The organism is Streptomyces sp. HUAS MS02, assembly GCF_055702265.1.
In genome coordinates this window covers 3797990-3815760 of record NZ_CM146747.1, presented here as the reverse complement: position 1 = coordinate 3815760, position 17771 = coordinate 3797990, and the positions used below count along the sequence as shown (strand labels likewise).

Below are 17771 nucleotides of genomic sequence, written 5' to 3'. Positions count from 1 at the left end.
TCTATGGAGCGGGGATGTGCGGGCGGGCCGGGGCCGATGGGCCGGTCGGGGGCGTCGCCGGGCCGGGGCCGAGCCCGCCGGCTCCACCGTTCGCCCCACCCGTACGGCGCTTGGCCGCCTCCGCGACCGGATTGCCGGAGGCCGGACCCTGCGGCCCCGTCGCCGGACCCTGCTGCCCCGTGATCCCCTGACCGGTCGGCGACCGCTGCCCGGCCGCCGCCTGGAGACTCGCCGTCCCCTGCCCGGGGCCCGCCTTCGGTCCGGCCACCGCCGACGCCACCGTCACCTCCGGCTTCGGCGCCTGCTGGGCGGTCAGCTGGTCCTTCGTCAGGTACGGGCGGGGTTCGACCTTCCAGGACGGGGCGTCGGGGTCCACCTCGCGGCGCACGACGCGTTCCATGAGGGTGGCCATCTCGACCGGGCCGATGCCGCCGGGGACGGGCGTGAGGTGCTGCGGGATGTCGTACGCCGCCCGCTGGACGTCGCCCTTCACGGTGCCGTCCGCCTGTGGGACGAACCCGGAGTCGACGACGAGCCGGTGGTGGGGACGGAGGTGGTCGGGGCCGAGGATGCCGGGGTTGCCGGTGACGGAGACGACGATGTCGGCGTCGCGTACCCGCCTGAGGTCGTCCCCGGCGTCGAGCTCCATCAGCCGGTGGCCCTGCCCGCGCAGGGTGGTGACGACGCCCTGCCCGACGAACCCCTTGCTGCCGACGACCGCGATCACCGGGTCGTCCTTGGCGAAGGGCTCCACGACCCGGCAGATCCCCTCGGCCGTGGCGCACGCGGCGTACGGGGAACGGCCCTTGGTGAGCGCGTCGATGTCCTTCGCGGGATCCATGCGCTGGACGAGCGGCTGGAGGTGGGCCGGCGGCGGGAACTGCACGATGATCGCCCGGGTCGCCGCGTCCTGGTTCGCCTGCTCCAGCACCGCCGCGAACTGCGCACGCGTGGTGCCGGGCGGCATCACCACGTGGTTCGCCTCGAAGCCCAGGTGCTCGAAGCTCTTCACCTTCTGCTCGGCGGAGACCTTCGACGCCTCCAGCTTCACCTTCCACTCCGGCGGATCGTTCTCCGCGGGCTGGAAGCGGATGATCGTCACCCGCTGTCCCGTCGGGGCCACCGCGTCCCGGTAGGGGGCGTACAAGTCCTTCGCCTGGCGCAGTACGTCACGCCCCGACACATGCTCGGTCATCGGTCAGCTCACCCCCGTGTCGCTTCGTGGTCGATACGGGCGAGCACCTGGGGCACGGGTTCGAGCCCGTGGCCCAGGAGTTCCTCCACGTCCCGCGCGGTGAACGTACGGTCCCCGGACAGGTCGTCGACGTGTCCCTCAGGGCCCGCGGTGAGGACGATCTGGGTGAAGGACTCCGGGCCGGTCGGGTCGTGGTACGAGAACGCCCCGAAGTGGGCGATCCAGAAGACCTCGACCGGCTCCGCGCCGAACGCCCGCCGCAGGGCGGGCAGTACGGCGTCCGCGACGCTGCCGAAGTCGTCGGTGACGCCCCGGTCGTCGGGGTTGCTCGCCAGCTCCGACACCACCGCGACCACCCGGCCGGTGACGGTGGAGCGCACCGCCCGCACCAGGGTGTGCGCGCGCCCCGCCCGGCGGTGGCGCCAGTCGACGACGTCCTCGAAGTACTCCAGGGTCGGGTTGTCCATGGTTGTCTCTCCCGTCGGCCGCGGACGATGACCGCTGTCGGTCCGTTTCCGCTGGTGGCCGCCTTGTGATCGGCTGCGCGTCGGTTCAGGGTAGGGGGGTTGTCCGGCGGGTCCGGTAGGAGCCGACCGCCCCTCAGTACCCCGTCCCGTACGGCTCCACGGTCGGCGGTTGCTTCGCGCGGTGGGCGCCCTCCTTGCAGCCCGCGAACGGGCCGCCGGGGGAGCGGAGTTCGGCCAGGACGGGCCCGAGGTGGTCGCGGTGCCAGACCGCCGGACCCGTCGGGCCCGCCGTGGGGTCGGTGAGTTCCTGCCAGGCCAGCCACAGGGCGTGCAGCCGGGCCACCGCCTCCAGGTGCTCCCACCAGCGCGGGCACCAGGGCTGCTGCGAGCTGACCTCCCGGCCGTAGACCGGGAGCAGCAGGTCCCCGACCCAGACGGCCAGGCCGTGCATCTCCTCGGCGTACTCGGCGCCGTCGAGGTAGAGGATGAACGGCGGGCCCACGGCGGGCAGCGGCTGCTGCGGGCCGGGCTGTTCGACGGTGGTGGTCATCGGACGATCCTCTCTGTGGCGCGCGCCGTGATCGCCTTGACCTCGGCCTGCGCGGCCAGCGCGATACGGTCGGCGCCGGGCTCGGCGTACCAGGGGCGGAGGCGGACCAGCGCGGGTTTGACGCCGGTGGCGAGGAGGAGGGCGGTGCCCTTGGGGAGGGCGCGGATACGGTCGGCGGGCAGGATGCGTTCCAGGCGGTACGACGTCGAGCGGGAACGCCCGCCCTTGCCGCGGGAGTAGCTGACCGTCGACACGTCGTGCTCGCCGACCAGCCGCGAGACCTTCTCGACGAAGTCCGCGTCGTCGAGGCCCGCGCCGAGCAGCTTGATGGTGGCGGCGCCCCACAGCGCGTCCATCCCCGCCTCGCCCCACACCCGGGTGCCCTGGCGGTAACTCTGCAGCAGGGTCACGACGTTGATGCCGCGCGAGCCGAAGTGGGAGTAGAGGTCGGGCAGGTCGGAGATCCGGCAGACGTTGGCCGCCTCGTCCAGTACCGCCGTCATCGGCGGGTCCAGGCGCCCGCCCATCCGCTCCGCCGCCACGACGCCCGCGCGCAGGACGGAGTCCGCGCAGGCGGCGATGACACCGGCGGCCGAGCCGCCGCCGTCCTTGGAGAGCAGGTAGAGGGTGTCGCAGGACAGCACATGCCGTTCGGGCAGGAACTGCGGCAGCTCCGGGTCCGGGCTCACCCAGGCGGCGATCACCGGGTCGAGCAGGCAGGCCACGCACTGGCGGGCCGTCTCGTAGATGCCGTCGCGGGTCTCCACCGCGCCCTGGACGGTGCCCTGGAGCTGGTCGGCGAGGGCCGCCATGCCCGCGTCGCGCAGCAGGTCGACGGGTGTGCGGTCGGCCGGGTCCGCGAGCCAGGCCAGCACCTCGCCGACCTGGCGCCCGCCCCGGTTGGCCGCGTGGAAGAGCGCGGTGAGCGTGTTCTGGGCCGCCGAGATCCAGAAGTCCCGCTTGGAGGCGTCGTCGTTGACCGCGCCGACGAAGTGGCCGGCCAGACGGCGGGCGCCTTCGATGGTGGCCGCGTCGGCGAGCATGTCCCACCACAGGCCGCGCGTGGTGTGGGCGATGCCCTGCGGGTCGAACGTCCAGACCGTGCCCGCGCGTTCGCGTTCCGCGCGGGTCACGCTGTACACGTCCGCCTTGTTGGACGTCAGCAGGACGCTGCCGCGGGCCCGCAGGACACGGGGGACCGCTATGCCGGTGGACTTGCCGGCCCTCGGTGCCATCAGGTCCAGCTCCACGTCCTCGTAGCTGCTGCGGAGTTCAGGGCCGCCGGGCTCCAGGTTGCCCAGGAGGTTGCCCGTGTCGTCGGCGGGGAGCCTGCCGGACTTCGGGAGGGACGGGCGGAGTTGGCGGGCGCGGGCGGCGGCGCCCTTCGGGAGGAGGGCGGCGAGTTCGCGGCGGCCCGCGAGGCCGGTGGGCTTTCCGCCTCGGCGGGTGATGAGGACGACGGGGGTGACGAGCAGGGTGAGGGTGGCGCCGAAGACCGTGCCCATGCCGGCGGTGAGGGTGCCGGGCGAGGTCGTGGGCCACAGGGGCGTGGGGCCGTCCGTGACGAGGGTCTTGAGGGTGGTCGGGGTGAAGGGGGGTGGGTGCCAGCCTGCGCCGGTGAGGGCGGCGGCGAGGGTGCCGCCCAGCCAGGCGGTGAGGAAGAGGGTGCCGATGAGCAGGGCGGCGCCGGGGATGATCCAGGGCAGTAGGTCGTCGGTGGTGGTGTGGTGTTGCTTGCGTGTGGCCATCTCTGTTCACCCGTCAGCTGATCGGACTTCTTCTTCGCCCCCGCCGCCCCTACCCGTCCCGTCCTCAAGGGGCGGTGCCCCTTCGACCCCCAGACGTCCGTCCGGTGGGGGCTGGTCGCGCAGTTCCCCGCGCCCCTGAAAAGCGGGGGCTTCGCCCCGCGCTTTTCAGGCCCCCGCTGGGGCTTTCAGGCCCGCGGGGCCTGATGCTTTTAGGGGCGCGGGGAACTGCGCGAGAAGCCCCACCGGAGCCGCACCCGCCGACGTACCCACCCGGCCCACCCCACTAGGCGCCCTTCGACAGCGACGGAGTCCACCGCGTGTTCGTGTTGTGGAGTTGCCGTTCCGTGTCCGTGATCGACACCTTGATCGGGATCCCGGGCCGACCACCCACCTTGATCAGGAAGCGGCCACGACCCGGCGGCTCCTCGTTGCCCCCGGTGCTGGCCCACCCCGGCGGTGACGACCACGACGACACGAGGTCGATCTCCCGCTCCGACAGACCGACGATCTCCCCGAGCTCCCTCATCTCCGTACGGGGAAGCCCCGCGCACACCACCATCCCGGCCCGCTCCACGAACCCGCGGGCCTTCGCCCGGTCCGCCTCGCTGCCCAGCGCCTCCGCGTCCTTCAACGTGTGCGTGATCTTCGCGTCGCCGAGCCCGAGGGACCGGTTGAGCCGGGTGAGCGCGTCGATGCGCTCGACGATGCCGGAGGCGGCCCGCAGCGGGCGCCACAGCTCGTCCAGCACCGTGAAGAACCAGCGCTGCGGGGCCAGACCCGCGTCGGCGAGCGCGTGGGCCGCCGCGACCGTGCCGAGGCCGTCCGACCACGCCGCCAGCATCGCCGCCGCCGTGAGCTGCGTGTCCGCCTCGCCGATCCGGGAGATGTCGACGCAGACGGCGGGCGAGGCGGGGTCGATCCGGGTGGAGGTCTCGGAGGCGAAGGTGTCGCCGAGCGGACCGTCCAGCACACCCAGCAGCGAGCGGTGCAGCGGATCCACCGCCTCCTGGTAGCGCGCCACGTCACCCCGGTCGAGGGTCACCGCGCGCACCCGGTCCGGGCCCTCGTCCAGCACCTTCAGCAGGTCGGGGAGGAGCGGCGCCCGGCCCGGCTTCGTACGTTCCGTCAGATGGTGCAGGCACGCCGAGAGGACGGACTGCTCGTGGTCGTCCATCGGGCGGCCCCGGACGATGGTGATCAGCGCCGCGACCATGTTCAGCACACGGCCGTGCGCCTCCGCCGCCAGGATCCGGCCCCGCTCGCCGCCGATCCGCAGCGCCGCCTCGCCCATCGCGCCCGGGTCGAGGACGTTGATGCCGCCCACCCCACGCCCGATGGAGATCACCTGGCCGCCGAGCGCCCGGACGGTGTCGGCGTAGTCGGGCTTGAGGTCGCCGAGGACCAGCGGGGTGATGCCCGTGGCCGCCATGCCGATCAGCATGCGGTTGACCAGCGTGGACTTGCCGAGGCCCGGCATGCCCAGCATGAACAGGGACGGGTTGGAGATGTAACGGGCGCGGGTGAACCAGGAGATGGGGTCGCCGCAGACCGTGGCACCCGTGTGCAGGTGCTGGCCGAGCGGCACACCCGTCATCGGGGCGCCGGAACCCGCCGCGAAGGGCCACAGCCCGCACGCCTGGACCGTCGTGGCCCGCCACAGCGCGGGCGGGTCGACATGCCCGACCTGACCGCCCCCGGGGCCGAACCACCCACGCGGGGGCGCCACTTGCGGCCGTACGGGACGGGTGGGACGTGTCTGACCTGCGGAACGTTCAGCAGCGCGCTTGCTCACAGCGCCTCCCGGATCTGGTACGGAACGAGGGTGTGCTCCCACGGCAGCAGGCCGACGGGGAGCGTGCAGGTGAACGCGGAGGCCTGCATACGGTCGGCGGGGCGCATCAGGATGCGGGAGGACGCCTGGAGGTTGCGTACGGTGATCGCCGCGTCCGGCAACTGCTCCTCGTCGTCGACGGTGACCGTCACCATCAGCGAGAACTCCACGAGCCCGGCACCCGCGGCCTCCTCGGCCGCCGTCTGCTCGGCCGCCTGCATCTCGGAACTGGCCCGCGCCTGGACCAGCCCCCGCTTGGAGCCGGCCATGAAGTGCGCGGCACGCCGGTCGGCCTCGACGATTCGGGCGGAGGTCGCCGGGTCGATCGGGCGGTAGACCAGCGAGACCCGCTTGCGGCGGGTGCCCGACGCCGGCTCCAGCAGGCCCCGCAGCACGCTGGACCGGACCGTGCCGCGCGGTGCCAGCGTCAGCATCCAGGTCCGCGAGACCCCCGAGTCGTGCTTGTACGACTGCACCGTCTCCACGGCCGCCGCCGGGCCCGCGTCCGCCCAGTCGAGGCCGGTGGTGGACTGCTCGGCCCGCGCGCTCAGCACGTCGGGGGCCACGGCGGGGTCGTACGCCACCCGTACGATCTCCGCGAGCCGGTCGGCGGAGAGCGGGTACGCGGAGCCGCCGCCGGCCGCGACCAGGCCCGACAGCAGGCCGGGGAGCCGCATGGACAGGTCGGTGACGACGTCCTGGACGTCCCGCTTGGGGCCGCCGGTGGGGCCGTAGGTGAGCGCGATGTAGGTGTGCATCTCGGAGGAGGCGGACGGGTAGCGCGCGACGACCTCCTCCATCACCGCGCGGGCCGCCGCCGGGGCGTCCGGCGAGATGCGCGGCAGCACCTCGGCCGCCAGCCGCGTCCCGGTGTCCGGCGCGGTCTCCACGACGACCTGGGCGCCGCGCAGGCCCGGCTCGTGCGAGAGCCGGGAGAGCCAGTCGCCCCAGGACGCCACCCAGATGTCGACCTGCTCGGGGTCGACCAGCGAACCACCGTCCGGCTCGCAGGCCAGGACCACCGTGCAGAGGTTGCGGCCGGGGTGGTGGATCACCCCGAAGGCGCGGTTGTAGGCGTCCCGGCCCTCGTACATCTTGGTGCGGGCCAGCAGGCCCGGCGGCTGGAAGCGGCCGCCGGGACGCTTGGAGAGCGGGCCGGAGACGTACGTCGTGGAGCCGTTCGCCTTGCGCCTGAGCCAACCGATACGCACCGCGACCACCTGGTAGATGTTGCGGCCGTCCACCGTGCGCAGCGCGAGCGGCGCGAGGAAGAGGCCGAGGGGGATGAGGACGAGGACCGCGGCCAGCAGCGAGACCAGCGAGGCGAGCAGAGCGACCAGGAGTCCGCCGAAGGCCACGACGGTGCCGAGGAGGCCCAGGGGGCCGAGGCCGGGGCGGCGGGGGCGGCGCCAGTTTCCGTAGGTGGGACGCGTGAGGGCGTCGGTGGACATGGGGTTCCTTCTTCCGGCTGAGGTCGCTGGTTTCCGGGTGCCGTCGCTGGGTGCTGGGTGCGGGGTGCGGGGTGCGGAATGCGCGGTGCGGGGTGTTGGGTGCTGGGTGCCTACGAACTCGGGGCACTGGGGTCGGATGGCGGCTGCGGGTGGTGCGTGGTTGCTCGCGCAGTTCCCCGCGCCCCTGGAAAGGCAGGGGGCCTGCGGCCCCTGCTTTCCAGGGGCGCGGGGGTCCGGCTAATGGTTGTGGCCCTTCATCCCGTCGTTGTCGTCCAGGGAGCCCGCGACCTCGGAGGCCGCCTGCATGCCGGTCTGGACGACTACCGCGGCGGCCTGGACCGCGACGGCCGCGCCCGCCGTGGCCGCTCCCGCGGCGGCGGTACCGGCCGCCGCACCGGCGCCACCGGCACCGCCCGCGGCGCCGCCCGCCGACGAGCCCGCGCCCGAGGACGGCGAGCCCTGGGGGCCGGCGGAACCGCCGCCCCCGCCGCCGCCCGACTGTCCTGCCGCGCCGACGGCACTGCCGGCGATGCTGACCGCGCCGGAGGCCATGTTGTTGGCGACGCCGAGGGCGACGGTGCCGCCCGAGGTACCGCCGAGGGCGGCCGTGGCCGGGACGATCAGCTTGAGCAGGGCGGGCAGCGCGAACACCGCCATGATCAGCATGCCCATGCCGGCGATGACCTGGTTCAGGTCCTTGGTGTCCTTGGTCATCGAGGTGGCCGAGTAGATGATCAGTGCCGCCGCCGGCTTGTACAGCAGCCAGGCCGCGAGCCAGCCGATGTGCTTCTTCCACCACCCCTCGCCCCACCCGGTCATCGAGGAGGCGGCGGCCAGCGGCAGCGTGCCGACCAGCATGATCAGGACACCGATGCGGATGTACATCAGCACGATCTGGACGAAGCTCGACAGCATCACCAGCAGACCGAAGATCAGCACCAGGCCTGGTTGGTTGAGCGTCAGCACGCCCAGCATCTCGGTGGCCTTGTCACCGAGGTTCGATCTCGCGTAGACGTCCTTGGCGTACGCGTCCGACGCCCTCATCAGGGCCGTGACCACGGGGACGGAGGCCGCGCCGACGAGGATGACCTTCCACATCCCCATGAACGCCTGCCGCATCGACTGGCCCTTGCGGTCCACGGCCATCCGGATCGCGGCCAGCAGCAACGAGGCCACCGCGACGTAGGCGACGATCCAGTTGACCTCCGCGGTGATCTGACCGATGGGACTCGCGGCGGTCGCCTGGCCGTGGCCGCCGCCGCCGTTCCCCGTCGGGTTCTCCACGTCGATGTTCAGCCAGACGCCGTTGAGCGCCTTGAGCACCTCCGCCGCGCCGTCGCCGATCGCCTTGGCGAAGACGACCACGGCACCCTCGGTGAACTGCTTGCCGCCCTCTTCGATCACACAGTCGTAGAGCTTCCAGGAGCAGGCCATCTCACGCCTCCCACGTGACGAAGCCGTCGGTGCCGCTGACCTGCGACACCCCGCTGTAGACCGTGCCGTCCCGGTCCGGGGCGAGCTTCCAGTCGCCGTCCCGCCAGCGCACGGTGACCGAGGCGGAACCGAAGCCGCCCTCGCCCATGCCGCGCACCAGGACCATCACGGTCGCCTGCGTCTCGTCGTACGACAGGACCGTGAAGCCGGCGTAGCCACCTGCGTCCGGCGAGCCCGTGGTCGACTTGTTCGCCTCCTGGGAGCGGCTCGCGATCAGCGCGTCGCGGCCGGCGCCCGGCACGACCTGCTTGTCTACGACCTCGCGCCAGCCGTCGTAGCTGAGGTGGTCGGTGATGGAGTGGACGGCCATGACGGCGCCCAGCGGGGTGTGGGCGAAGCAGGACCAGACCGGACCGTCGTACGTGCGCGGGCCCGCCGCCTTGGAGACCGGGACCAGGCCGGTGCCGTTGGCCTTCCAGTGGAAGTCGCGCGGCGCCTCGGTGGGCTTGTCCTGGTCGCGGTCGTCGGTGCGGCAGCCGGCGGGCCGCTTCTCCGAACCGCCGTCACCGCCACCGGAGTCCGAGCCCGTGTCCGAGCCCGTCTCCGATGTCGAGGTGGGCGCCGGGTCGGGATCGCCGGCCGCGCCGGTCGACCCCCCGCCGCCGTTGCCCGTGATCGCGAAGAGCACCGCGAGGACGAGCAGGACCGCCAGGAACCCGGCCGACAGGATCCAGCCCCGCTGCTGCCAGAACGGCTGCTCCCACTCTCCGCTGCCCCCGTGGGCCCGGCCGGAGTTCGGCATCGTCGCTCCCCCTTTCGACGTGCTCGGACGACTAGAAGACGAAGTTCACGAGCGGGCCGGCGGTGGCGACCAGGACACAGCCGCCGAGGACCATGCCGAGTCGGCCCATGTGCTCCGAGCCCTCGCCGCGGCGCATGGAGATCGCCATCATGGCGCCGCAGATCAGCACACCCGCGACACCGGCGGCGGTGCCGGCCCAGGCGACGATGCCGAGCACGGTGTCGACCTTGCCGGTGAGTTCGGCGGGGGCGTCGCGGTTGGGGTTGGGGACCGTGCCGTCGGCCAGGAAAACGGACTGATGAGCCTTGGCGGCTATCGCGTGCAGCATGTGGTTTCTCCCCGTGGTCTCGGCCGCCCGCCGTGGGCGGCGGACCGGCGTCGACCGATGTGAGCGGATGGGACATTGGTTGCTTTCGGGGCCGGCGTGATGTGCCTGGGTTCCCGGTCGCCCTGTGAGCTTGGCGACTGCTGTGAGCCGAAACCAAGCGATGTAGTGATCCAGCACCTGCCGGTGACGTGCTCGTGACAGACGGGAACTCCTCGTCATGTCCGGGACAGTGACGCCCTGTCAGAAACGCCGGGACCTGCGACTAAGCGGAAGGCATCGCACCGGCGTGCGAAGAGAGCGACGTGTTCATGTGCGACGGGGCCGCACGGCGGGGGTCGGGTGCCCTTGCGCGTCGGGGCCGTGCGGTCCTGCGCGTCGGGGTCGTCCGTCGGAGCTGCGACTCGGCGCGCCGGGCGCCCCGCGCGCGCTACGAGAAGCCGCCCGAAGCCTCGGCGGAGGCCGCCTGAAGTCACGGCGGAGGCCGCGCGAAGCCATGGCGGGAGCCGCCGTCAGACACGGCGGAGGCCGCGCAAAAGCACGGTGGAAGCCGTCAGGCACGGCAGAAGCCGCGCGAAGCCATGGCGGGAGCCGCCTGAAGTCACGGCGGAAGCCGTCCGAAGCCATGGCGGAAGCCGTCCGAAGACACGGCCGAAGCCGTCCGAAGCCACGGCGACGGCCCGGCGGTTCCCCGTGAACCGGCGGGCCGTCGCTCTGTCTTGCGCCTGGCGTCCCCCTACAGCACGAACCCCACGATCGGTCCGGCCGTCGCGCCGATGATGCAGGCGCCCATGACCACCGCGAACTGGCTGAGGTGCTCGTCGCCCTCCCCGGACCGCAGCGAGATGGCCATCCGCGTGCCCACGATCATCAGCCCGCACACGCCGGCCGCCGTCACCAGCCAGGCGAGGATGTTCAGCACGTAGTTGAGCTCGTTGGTGACCACGGCCGGAGGCGCGGCCAGCGTCGAGGCGGCGGCGTACAGGGTGCTGCTCATGGGGTCCTCCCGGTCAGACGGGCCAGTGCCGCGCTCTCCCGGGGCGGCGGGCCGGTGAGATCGCCGGTGCGCCAGGCGGGCACCCACGGCACGCGGTAGACGTCTATGACGGAACCGATCACCTTCACGCGCTGCACCAGCTGCCGGGGCAGCCGGCCGGGCGCGTCCGCGACCAGCACGATCGCGTCGAGGTCGAGCCCCGGCGGCGCGTCGCCCCGCCGGAAGATGTCCAGGGTGTGCGAGACCGCGTCGAGCCCGGCGGCGTGCGTGCGCCCCACCAGGAGCACCGACCCCGGCTCGCCCTGGTCGGGACGCGGCCAGTTGCGGCCCGCGTCATGACCGCCGAAGACCGTCGCGAGGGTGGTGGACCCGGCGCCGCCGTGCGTGGCGACCCAGGAGAACCGCCGCGCGCTCGCCGCCGCCATGGGCGCCGGGTCCGGCGGCCGTGCCTCCGGCTCCGTCACCGGACCCCGCACCCAGATCTCCGGCCCGGCCGCCGCCTGTCCCGTCTCCGGCCGCATCACCGCATCACCGCTCTCCACCACTCCCTGTTTCCGCCGCTGATCACAGCGGTCCGCTCGGCGCGGTCCGCCCGTCGCAGTCTTCCTGAGCCCGTGGTGCCCGTGCACCCGGCGGGGTGCCGGCCGCCGTTGCGTGCCCGGCGCGACGCCCATCACCGATCTTCACGGCGTACGGGCGGCTTGGGAATCGGGACGTGAGTTCCTGCGACGAGCCTGTGACGCACCGGTGACGCGCGGAGCGGGGGTGAGCGGAGAGACTCGTCTGACTGGACCCAAGTGGCAGGAACATGACGGAACGACGTCACGAGGAGCATGACGGAACCGCGTCACCGCATCTCGTCCCGTCCCGTCCGTCCCGTCCTTCCCGCCACTTCGACGCTGAGGGGAGCAGATGTCCAACGGGGGAGGGTCCGTCACGACCTGGGTCGTCGGCGGCTGCGTGGCGGCCGTGCTGATGCCGGTGGTCATGATGGTCGCGGTGAGTGGCGGCGGCGATGCCGAGGCCGAGGAGCAGGGCGTCGGGGGAGGACTCAAGTCGGGCCAGGTACCGGCCGAGTACGTGCCGTGGGTGCTCAAGGCGGGCGCCATGTGCGACGTCATCAAGCCCGCGGTGATCGCCGCGCAGATCGAGGCCGAGTCGGGCTGGAACCCGAACGCCAAGTCCCCGGTCGGCGCCGAGGGGTTGAGCCAGTTCATGCCGGGCACCTGGCCGAGCTGGGGCAAGGACGACGACGGCAACGGCCGCGTCTCCCCGTACGACCCCGGCGACGCGATCATGGCCCAGGGCCGCTACGACTGCGCCCTCGCCGAGCAGGTCCAGGGCTACAAGGACCGCGGCCAGGCGACCGGCGAGACCCTCGACCTGGCGCTCGCCGCGTACAACGCCGGTCCGGGGGCGGTGAAGAAGTACGGCGGCATCCCGCCCTACACCGAGACCCAGAACTATGTCGCCCGCATCAAGTCCCTGATCTCCAAGTACGAGTCGGTGGACGACCCGCCGGGCAAGCTCCCGGCCGGCCGGGAGATGGCGATGCCGCTCCCCGGCAACCCGCCCGTGACCTCGCCGTACGGCTGGCGCATGCACCCCACGCTCGGGGTCCGCAAACTGCACACCGGCATCGACTTCGGCGCGGCGTCCGGTACGCCGGTGCTCGCCGCCCGCGACGGCGAGGTGACCTTCGCCGGCTGGAGCAACGGCTACGGCAACCGTGTCGTCATCTCCCACGGAACCATCAACGGCGACACCATCTCCACCACCTACAACCACATGCTGTCCGGCCTCGGCGTGAGCGTCGGCGACAAGGTCAAGGTCGGCCAACGCGTCGGCCTGGTCGGCTCGACCGGCTACTCGACCGGCGCCCACCTCCACTTCGAGGTGCAGCAGAACGGGGCGTACGTGAATCCGGCGCCGTGGCTGGGGCTGTAGTGAGGATGATGACGAGTTCGGCGGGTTCGGCGGGTTCGGCGGGGCAGGACACTGAGGTGAGGAGGGGAACCAGGGTGAACGTGATGCGCGATGCGCGCGGTGGGCGCGAGGAACGAGACGCACGCGGGGCGGGCCGCTTCGGCGGAGGAGTGGTCCGTCGGGCGGGCATGGTCCTGCTCGCGACCGTGACCGGCGTCGCGGTCCTCACCGCCTGCGGTCTGGAGGACCACCGCGAGACGGCGGGCGGCTCCACGGCCACGTCCGAACCGCCCTTCACCCCCAAGGCCCCCCTCCCTTCCGGGAAGTCGCTCGGCCCGGACGCCCGTGTCCCGAACCCCACCGGCGTCGACGAGACGGACGCGACCGCCGTCGCCGAGGCCTGGACCGAGGTCGCGTACGGCTACGACACCAAGTACGACACCGGCCCGCACGACGCCGTACTGCGCTCCGCGCGCTGGTTCACCGCCGCCAAGGCGAAGGCTGAGCGCTCGTACCGTCCCGCGAGCGGCGCCGGCGAACAGTGGAACTCCTGGGCCGCGCACGAGGCATGGACCACGGTCGAGGTGGAACCGGACGACGACGGGGACGCGCCCTCCGACTCGGCCAGGGACGCCTTCCGCGCCCTCTTCGTCGACGGCACCGCACACGGCCGCGACGGCTGGACGGGAACCGGCCCTCAGGCCACGGTGTACGTGAAGCTGGTGCGCTCGGGCAAGGGCGAGCCGTGGCGGGTGGACGAAGTGCGTACGGTGGAGGCAGCGATACCGACACCGGACCCGTCCACGTCGGCCGCGTCCGCCACCCCCGCAACTCCTCTTTCTCCTTCTCCTTCTGCCCGACCCGAGTGAGGGAACGATGACTCGACTCAGCCGCGAACAGAAGCGGGAACTCAAGCGCGCGGGACGCGTGCCGGCCGGGCTCACCCCGATCGACGTACGGGTCTCGGCCGAGGCCGGTGCGACGGTCGGCGGCATGCCGGTGCCGCCGGCCGCCGGGGAGTCCTTCCAGACCGCCGCCCTCGACTACCTCCACCGGCTGGCCCTCGCCACCGGTCACCCCGTCCTCGCCACGGTCCACGACGAACGCATCGGCTACGTCGTCCCCTTGCAGATCCACGTCGACGGTTCCAGCCACTACGCCGGCGAGCCGGTACGGGTGGGCGAGCCGCAAGGGTTCGTGGCACAGCCGGGGAGCGGGTCAGCACCGGAACCGCCCACCTCGGCTCCGGCGCCGGCGTCGGCCCCGACACCGTCCGCGGCCCCGCGCCGCGACAGGTCGACGCATGTCCTGCGCGCGGTACCGGAGTCGGCGGCCACGGGCGCACTCCCGGCCGAGCAGGGCGTTCCGCACACCCCGCAGACCCACTCCACGCCACACCCGCACCAGGACCCGAACTGGCAGTCGGTCGCGCAGGCCCCTGCCCAGGTCCCGCCCCAGGCCGAGGCCCAGCAGCAGTGGCAGCCGCAGGCGATGCCGGAGGCGCCGGCCCACCCCGAGCATCGCCCGCAGCCGCAGCCGCAGCCGCAGCCGCAGCCGCAGCCGCAGCCGTCCGTCCAGGCGGATGTACGGCCGGACGCGCGGCCGGAGTCGCAGGCGCACCCGCAGGGGCAGCCGAGGCGGGAGCCCAGCACGATGCGGTTGGCGGCGAGCGAACCGGCACCCACGACGGAGCCGTTCACCCCCACACCCGAGCCCGAGCGCCCGAAGCGGGAGCCGAGCACCCTTCCTCTGTCGGCGGCGAAGCCCGCGCACACGCCGGAACCGGCGCACGCTCCCGAGCCCGCGCCCATCCGCGCACAGACCCCCGAACCGGCACCCGCACCCGCACACGCGCCCGTCTCCGAACCCTCGCACGCCCCCGACCACAAGTCGGCGGCCCCCACCCCCGCCGAGCCGGCGCCGCCCGTGAAGCGCGAGCCGCGGACGATGCCGCTCACGGCGGCGAAGGAGAAGCGGGGCGCGCAGGGCGACGCGTCGCAGCAGGCGTCGGGCGGGGTCGTTCCGTCGACGTTCGTGCTGCGCGCGGTGCCGGAACCGACGGAGGGCCCGTTGGCGCGGCCGCCGCGCACCCCGGACCTGCCCCTCACCCCGGACCTGCCCCTCACCCTCCCCGGCGTCCCGGTGGACTCGGAAGCCCGGACCTCGGCTCCCGAGCCCGCCCAGGACACCGCCCGGGCCGCCGGCACGGTCTCACCCCCGACCGGCGAGTTCGGCCCGCTCACGGCCCCGGCCGACCCGGCCGCCCTTGACCCGCAGCCGTGGCCCGCGGCACCGACGGACGTCCCGGCCCAGGAGCCGGCGCACCCGCACGCCCCGGAGTCGACGCACATGCCGTCCTCGGGGCCCGCCCCGGAGTCCGGGCCCGTCTCGCTGGAGCCCCAGCCCTGGCCCCCCACTCCGACTCCGGCCCCGATGCCGGTCCAGGCGCCGCCCGCCACCACGCCCACCCCGGAGCTCGCACCCCTCTCCACGCCGGCTCCTCCGGAGGAGTCCGCGTCCGACGCCTACTCCGCCCCCGAGTGGAAGGTGCTGGAGGAGGACGACGCGCCGAAGCCCGCGCCGGTACGGGAGTTCGACGCGGTGGCCGAGGCGGTGCTGGACCCGGAGGAGGACGGCGGCACCCCGTCACCGTTCGCGGAGGCCGTCTCGCGCATCAACGAGGCCGTGAAACTGGGCCGCATCCAGGAAGCCGCGGAGATGGCCGAGCAGACGGTCGCACAGGCGACGGTGGCGCTGGGCCCCCAGCACCCCGAGGTCCTGAAGCTCCGCGAACTCACCGCCTACATCGCCTACTTGGCCGGTGACGCCCTCCGCTCGTTCCATCTGTCGCTCGACCTCGCCGGCCTCCGCCACCGCATGCGCGACCAGCGGGCCGCGTACGGCAACATCCAGAGCGCGGCGGCCGCCTGGCGCGCGGTCCGAGACCCGCTCCAGGGGCTGCACCTGGGCCGCGACCTGATCGCCGTCTGGACCGACCTCGCCGCGGACGCCGGCCCCGCCGCCGACGACCTGGAGCAGCTGGAGAAGGCCCGCACCCGCATGACCCGCCTCACCGACCGGGCCCGCGCCCTCGACTCCGCCCCCTACGCCCATGGCCAGTGACCCCACCCGAAGCCACCGACGCCTCCCCGGCCACCAACTCGACGGACCACCTCACCGCCCCACTGGTGAGCCGGACCGCCGCGCCCCTGCACCCGACCGCCCCACCGACAGACACGACCAGCCCACCCGCGGACCAGACCGGCCCACCGACAGACCCGACCGGCCCACCCCCGCGCCCGACCGCCCCACCGGCCTTTCCCGAGCGGCCCGCGATCGCTCCCCCGCCTCCGCGGCGCCCCCCGAACACCGCCCCGCCCTCCGCCCCAAGGTCGAGGTGACCGTCAACGAGCTGACCGGCACCCTGAGTTGGCGCACCCTCGACCGGTCGACCCCAGCACCGCCCACCCAGCACGGCGCCCCCGGAGCTCCCCGAGCCCCCGGCACCCCTCACCGTCGTACGCCGGCGCCCCGAGCGGTCGCCCCCTGGAGCGCCCGCGCCGTCGCCCTCCGCTCCGCCGGTCTCGACCCCTCCCGCACCCCCGCGAAGGGTGCCGCCCCCATCCCGACGCACCCCGGAGCCGTCCGCGCCGCGCTGAGCGTCGACATCGGAGCGCTCACCCCGGAGCGACGCACCAGCCGGCTGGCCCGGCTCGGCGCGCTCCGCTCCGCCGTGGCCGCCGACCTCGCCCACGGCACCGGCATGCCCACCGCGGTCGCGTCCCGGCTCAGGTCGACGACCGCGACCCCGGCACACGCCCACGCCCTCACGGCCCGCCGCGCCTCAGCCGTGACCCGCCCGTCGCCCCCCGCCCCCGACCCCGCTCCCACCCACCGCCGGTCACTCTGACCTGCCGCCACACACACAAACGGGGCCGACCGCGGCGCTCCCCACCGCCGGCCGACCCCGGAACGACAACCACCCGGGCCTACCTACCGGGCGTCACCACCCGGTACGCCACGCGCCGGATGCCTCACTCCGACAGCTCCCACACCGCGTACGCCAGCGCGTCCCCGTTCCGGTCGAGCGCCGTGTCGTTGATGTTGGCCGTGTTGTCGCAGGACGAGTGGTAGCAGCGGTCGAAGGCCTGGCCGGACGTACCGCCCCACTTGGCGACCTGCGCGGCGGTCTTCGTCCGGCTCGCCCCCGTGAAGAGCCCGCCGACGGGAACGCCGGCGCTCTTGAACGGCGCGTGGTCGGAGCGGCCGTCGCCCTCGGTCTCGATCTCGGTCGGGACGCCGATGCCCGCGAAGTAGTCCTTGAAGGTCTGCTCGATGACGGGGTTGTCGTCGTAGACGAAGTACCCGGGGTTCGGCGAGCCGATCATGTCGAAGTTGAGGTAGCCGCTGATGCGGGCCCGGTTCGCGGAGGAGAGGTTGTTGACGTAGTAGCGGGACCCGACGAGACCCAGCTCCTCCGCGCCCCACCAGGCGAACCGGAGGTGCTTCGTGGGCTGGTAGTCGGTGCGGGCCACGGTCAGCGCGGCCTCCAGCACGGCGGCGGACCCGCTGCCGTTGTCGTTGATGCCCGCGCCCGAGGAGACACTGTCCAAGTGTGAACCGGCCATGACAACCTGGTTCGTGTCTCCGCCCGGCCAGTCCGCGATCAGGTTGTAGCCGGTGCGTCCGCCGGACGTGAAGGATTGCACGGTCGTGGTGAAGCCGACCGCGTCGAGCTTGCCCTTCACGTAGTTGAGCGACGCGAGGTAGCCGGCGCGGCCGTGGGCTCTGTTGCCGCCGTTGGCCGCGGCGATGGACTGGAACTGGGTCAGGTGGGCCTTGACGTTGGCCACGGGCAGGTCGGGCGCCGCGGCGATCGTCGCGGCCGGAGCGGCGGCCGCCCGGTCGGGGGCGGGGGCCGCCCCCGCTATGGAACCGGTGGTGAACAGCGTGGCCACCGTGACGGCGGCGGCGACGGCGGTGCGTCCCGTGACTGGAACAGAGAGCTTCATGGGTGGGGGGCTCCGAATTCCATGGGTCCGCCC

At 73.4% G+C, this 17771-nt stretch carries 16 protein-coding genes; 4 read left to right on the top strand and 12 right to left on the bottom strand.

The features are described 5' to 3' along the window. Window position 1: 1 nt before the first annotated feature. The 11 genes from ACZ9QC_RS16275 to ACZ9QC_RS16225 all read right to left on the bottom strand — a co-directional run bounded on the left by ACZ9QC_RS16275 (window position 2) and on the right by ACZ9QC_RS16225 (window position 11345). Window positions 2-1195 (bottom strand): tetrahydrofolate dehydrogenase/cyclohydrolase catalytic domain-containing protein, encoded by a 1194-nt coding sequence (locus ACZ9QC_RS16275; protein WP_472920770.1) that lies wholly within the window; start codon window positions 1193-1195, stop codon window positions 2-4. An 8-nt stretch (window positions 1196-1203) separates the two neighbouring features. Then, entirely contained in the window at window positions 1204-1662 is a 459-nt protein-coding gene (locus ACZ9QC_RS16270; protein WP_184904763.1) for a hypothetical protein, read from the bottom strand. 133 nt (window positions 1663-1795) lie between these two features. Next, window positions 1796-2212, bottom strand: coding sequence for a DUF4913 domain-containing protein (locus ACZ9QC_RS16265; protein WP_472920769.1), 417 nt, complete (start codon window positions 2210-2212; stop codon window positions 1796-1798). Further along, the gene (locus ACZ9QC_RS16260; protein ID WP_472920768.1) at window positions 2209-3960 is read right to left on the bottom strand and encodes a type IV secretory system conjugative DNA transfer family protein; all 1752 of its coding nucleotides are present in this window, start codon (window positions 3958-3960) and stop codon (window positions 2209-2211) included. The genes ACZ9QC_RS16265 and ACZ9QC_RS16260 overlap by 4 nt, the downstream gene beginning before the upstream one ends. Before the next feature lie 283 nt (window positions 3961-4243). Beyond that, window positions 4244-5686, bottom strand: a complete 1443-nt coding sequence (locus tag ACZ9QC_RS16255) for an ATP/GTP-binding protein (RefSeq protein WP_472920767.1) — start codon at window positions 5684-5686, stop codon at window positions 4244-4246. Window positions 5687-5748: 62 nt separating this feature from the next. Continuing rightward, the gene (locus ACZ9QC_RS16250; protein WP_184904757.1) at window positions 5749-7242 is read right to left on the bottom strand and encodes an SCO6880 family protein; all 1494 of its coding nucleotides are present in this window, start codon (window positions 7240-7242) and stop codon (window positions 5749-5751) included. A gap of 237 nt (window positions 7243-7479) precedes the next feature. Further along, window positions 7480-8676, bottom strand: a complete 1197-nt coding sequence (locus ACZ9QC_RS16245; protein ID WP_472920766.1) for a hypothetical protein — start codon at window positions 8674-8676, stop codon at window positions 7480-7482. A 1-nt stretch (window position 8677) separates the two neighbouring features. Next, a complete protein-coding gene (locus ACZ9QC_RS16240) occupies window positions 8678-9478 on the bottom strand; it encodes a DUF8175 domain-containg protein (protein ID WP_472920765.1) in 801 nt (266 codons plus the stop codon). A 31-nt stretch (window positions 9479-9509) separates the two neighbouring features. Then, window positions 9510-9806, bottom strand: coding sequence for a hypothetical protein (locus ACZ9QC_RS16235; RefSeq protein WP_184904751.1), 297 nt, complete (start codon window positions 9804-9806; stop codon window positions 9510-9512). A 733-nt stretch (window positions 9807-10539) separates the two neighbouring features. Next, a complete protein-coding gene (locus ACZ9QC_RS16230; RefSeq protein WP_329895697.1) occupies window positions 10540-10800 on the bottom strand; it encodes a hypothetical protein in 261 nt (86 codons plus the stop codon). Beyond that, on the bottom strand, window positions 10797-11345 hold the full coding sequence (locus ACZ9QC_RS16225) for a DUF6668 family protein (RefSeq protein WP_472920764.1): 549 nt from the start codon (window positions 11343-11345) through the stop codon (window positions 10797-10799). The genes ACZ9QC_RS16230 and ACZ9QC_RS16225 overlap by 4 nt, the downstream gene beginning before the upstream one ends. A gap of 367 nt (window positions 11346-11712) precedes the next feature. Between ACZ9QC_RS16225 and ACZ9QC_RS16220 the strand changes: the two genes are divergently transcribed. From ACZ9QC_RS16220 to ACZ9QC_RS16205, 4 genes are all read left to right on the top strand, one after another. Then, the gene (locus tag ACZ9QC_RS16220) at window positions 11713-12747 is read left to right on the top strand and encodes a peptidoglycan DD-metalloendopeptidase family protein (RefSeq protein ID WP_472920763.1); all 1035 of its coding nucleotides are present in this window, start codon (window positions 11713-11715) and stop codon (window positions 12745-12747) included. 83 nt (window positions 12748-12830) lie between these two features. Beyond that, entirely contained in the window at window positions 12831-13595 is a 765-nt protein-coding gene (locus ACZ9QC_RS16215; RefSeq protein ID WP_472920762.1) for a hypothetical protein, read from the top strand. A gap of 7 nt (window positions 13596-13602) precedes the next feature. Beyond that, window positions 13603-15849 carry a tetratricopeptide repeat protein gene (locus ACZ9QC_RS16210; RefSeq protein WP_472920761.1) on the top strand — a complete coding sequence of 749 codons (2247 nt, stop codon included), beginning with the start codon at window positions 13603-13605 and terminating at the stop codon, window positions 15847-15849. A 274-nt stretch (window positions 15850-16123) separates the two neighbouring features. Further along, on the top strand, window positions 16124-16636 hold the full coding sequence (locus tag ACZ9QC_RS16205) for a hypothetical protein (RefSeq protein WP_472920760.1): 513 nt from the start codon (window positions 16124-16126) through the stop codon (window positions 16634-16636). Between the two features lie 124 nt (window positions 16637-16760). Here the strand turns inward: ACZ9QC_RS16205 and ACZ9QC_RS16200 are convergent, their stop codons facing one another. Then, complete coding sequence (locus ACZ9QC_RS16200) at window positions 16761-17738, bottom strand: M28 family metallopeptidase (RefSeq protein ID WP_472920759.1); 978 nt, start codon at window positions 17736-17738, stop codon at window positions 16761-16763. Window positions 17739-17771 lie beyond the last annotated feature (33 nt).

Bases quoted from the DNA above. Each gene is read 5' to 3' on its own strand.
- ACZ9QC_RS16275 (WP_472920770.1), bottom strand. From the start codon at position 1,195: ATGACCGAGCATGTGTCGGGGCGTGACGTACTGCGCCAGGCGAAGGAC.
- ACZ9QC_RS16270 (WP_184904763.1), bottom strand. From the start codon at position 1,662: ATGGACAACCCGACCCTGGAGTACTTCGAGGACGTCGTCGACTGGCGC.
- ACZ9QC_RS16265 (WP_472920769.1), bottom strand. From the start codon at position 2,212: ATGACCACCACCGTCGAACAGCCCGGCCCGCAGCAGCCGCTGCCCGCC.
- ACZ9QC_RS16260 (WP_472920768.1), bottom strand. From the start codon at position 3,960: ATGGCCACACGCAAGCAACACCACACCACCACCGACGACCTACTGCCC.
- ACZ9QC_RS16250 (WP_184904757.1), bottom strand. From the start codon at position 7,242: ATGTCCACCGACGCCCTCACGCGTCCCACCTACGGAAACTGGCGCCGC.
- ACZ9QC_RS16245 (WP_472920766.1), bottom strand. From the start codon at position 8,676: ATGGCCTGCTCCTGGAAGCTCTACGACTGTGTGATCGAAGAGGGCGGC.
- ACZ9QC_RS16240 (WP_472920765.1), bottom strand. From the start codon at position 9,478: ATGCCGAACTCCGGCCGGGCCCACGGGGGCAGCGGAGAGTGGGAGCAG.
- ACZ9QC_RS16235 (WP_184904751.1), bottom strand. From the start codon at position 9,806: ATGCTGCACGCGATAGCCGCCAAGGCTCATCAGTCCGTTTTCCTGGCC.
- ACZ9QC_RS16230 (WP_329895697.1), bottom strand. From the start codon at position 10,800: ATGAGCAGCACCCTGTACGCCGCCGCCTCGACGCTGGCCGCGCCTCCG.
- ACZ9QC_RS16220 (WP_472920763.1), top strand. From the start codon at position 11,713: ATGTCCAACGGGGGAGGGTCCGTCACGACCTGGGTCGTCGGCGGCTGC.
- ACZ9QC_RS16215 (WP_472920762.1), top strand. From the start codon at position 12,831: ATGCGCGATGCGCGCGGTGGGCGCGAGGAACGAGACGCACGCGGGGCG.
- ACZ9QC_RS16210 (WP_472920761.1), top strand. From the start codon at position 13,603: ATGACTCGACTCAGCCGCGAACAGAAGCGGGAACTCAAGCGCGCGGGA.
- ACZ9QC_RS16200 (WP_472920759.1), bottom strand. From the start codon at position 17,738: ATGAAGCTCTCTGTTCCAGTCACGGGACGCACCGCCGTCGCCGCCGCC.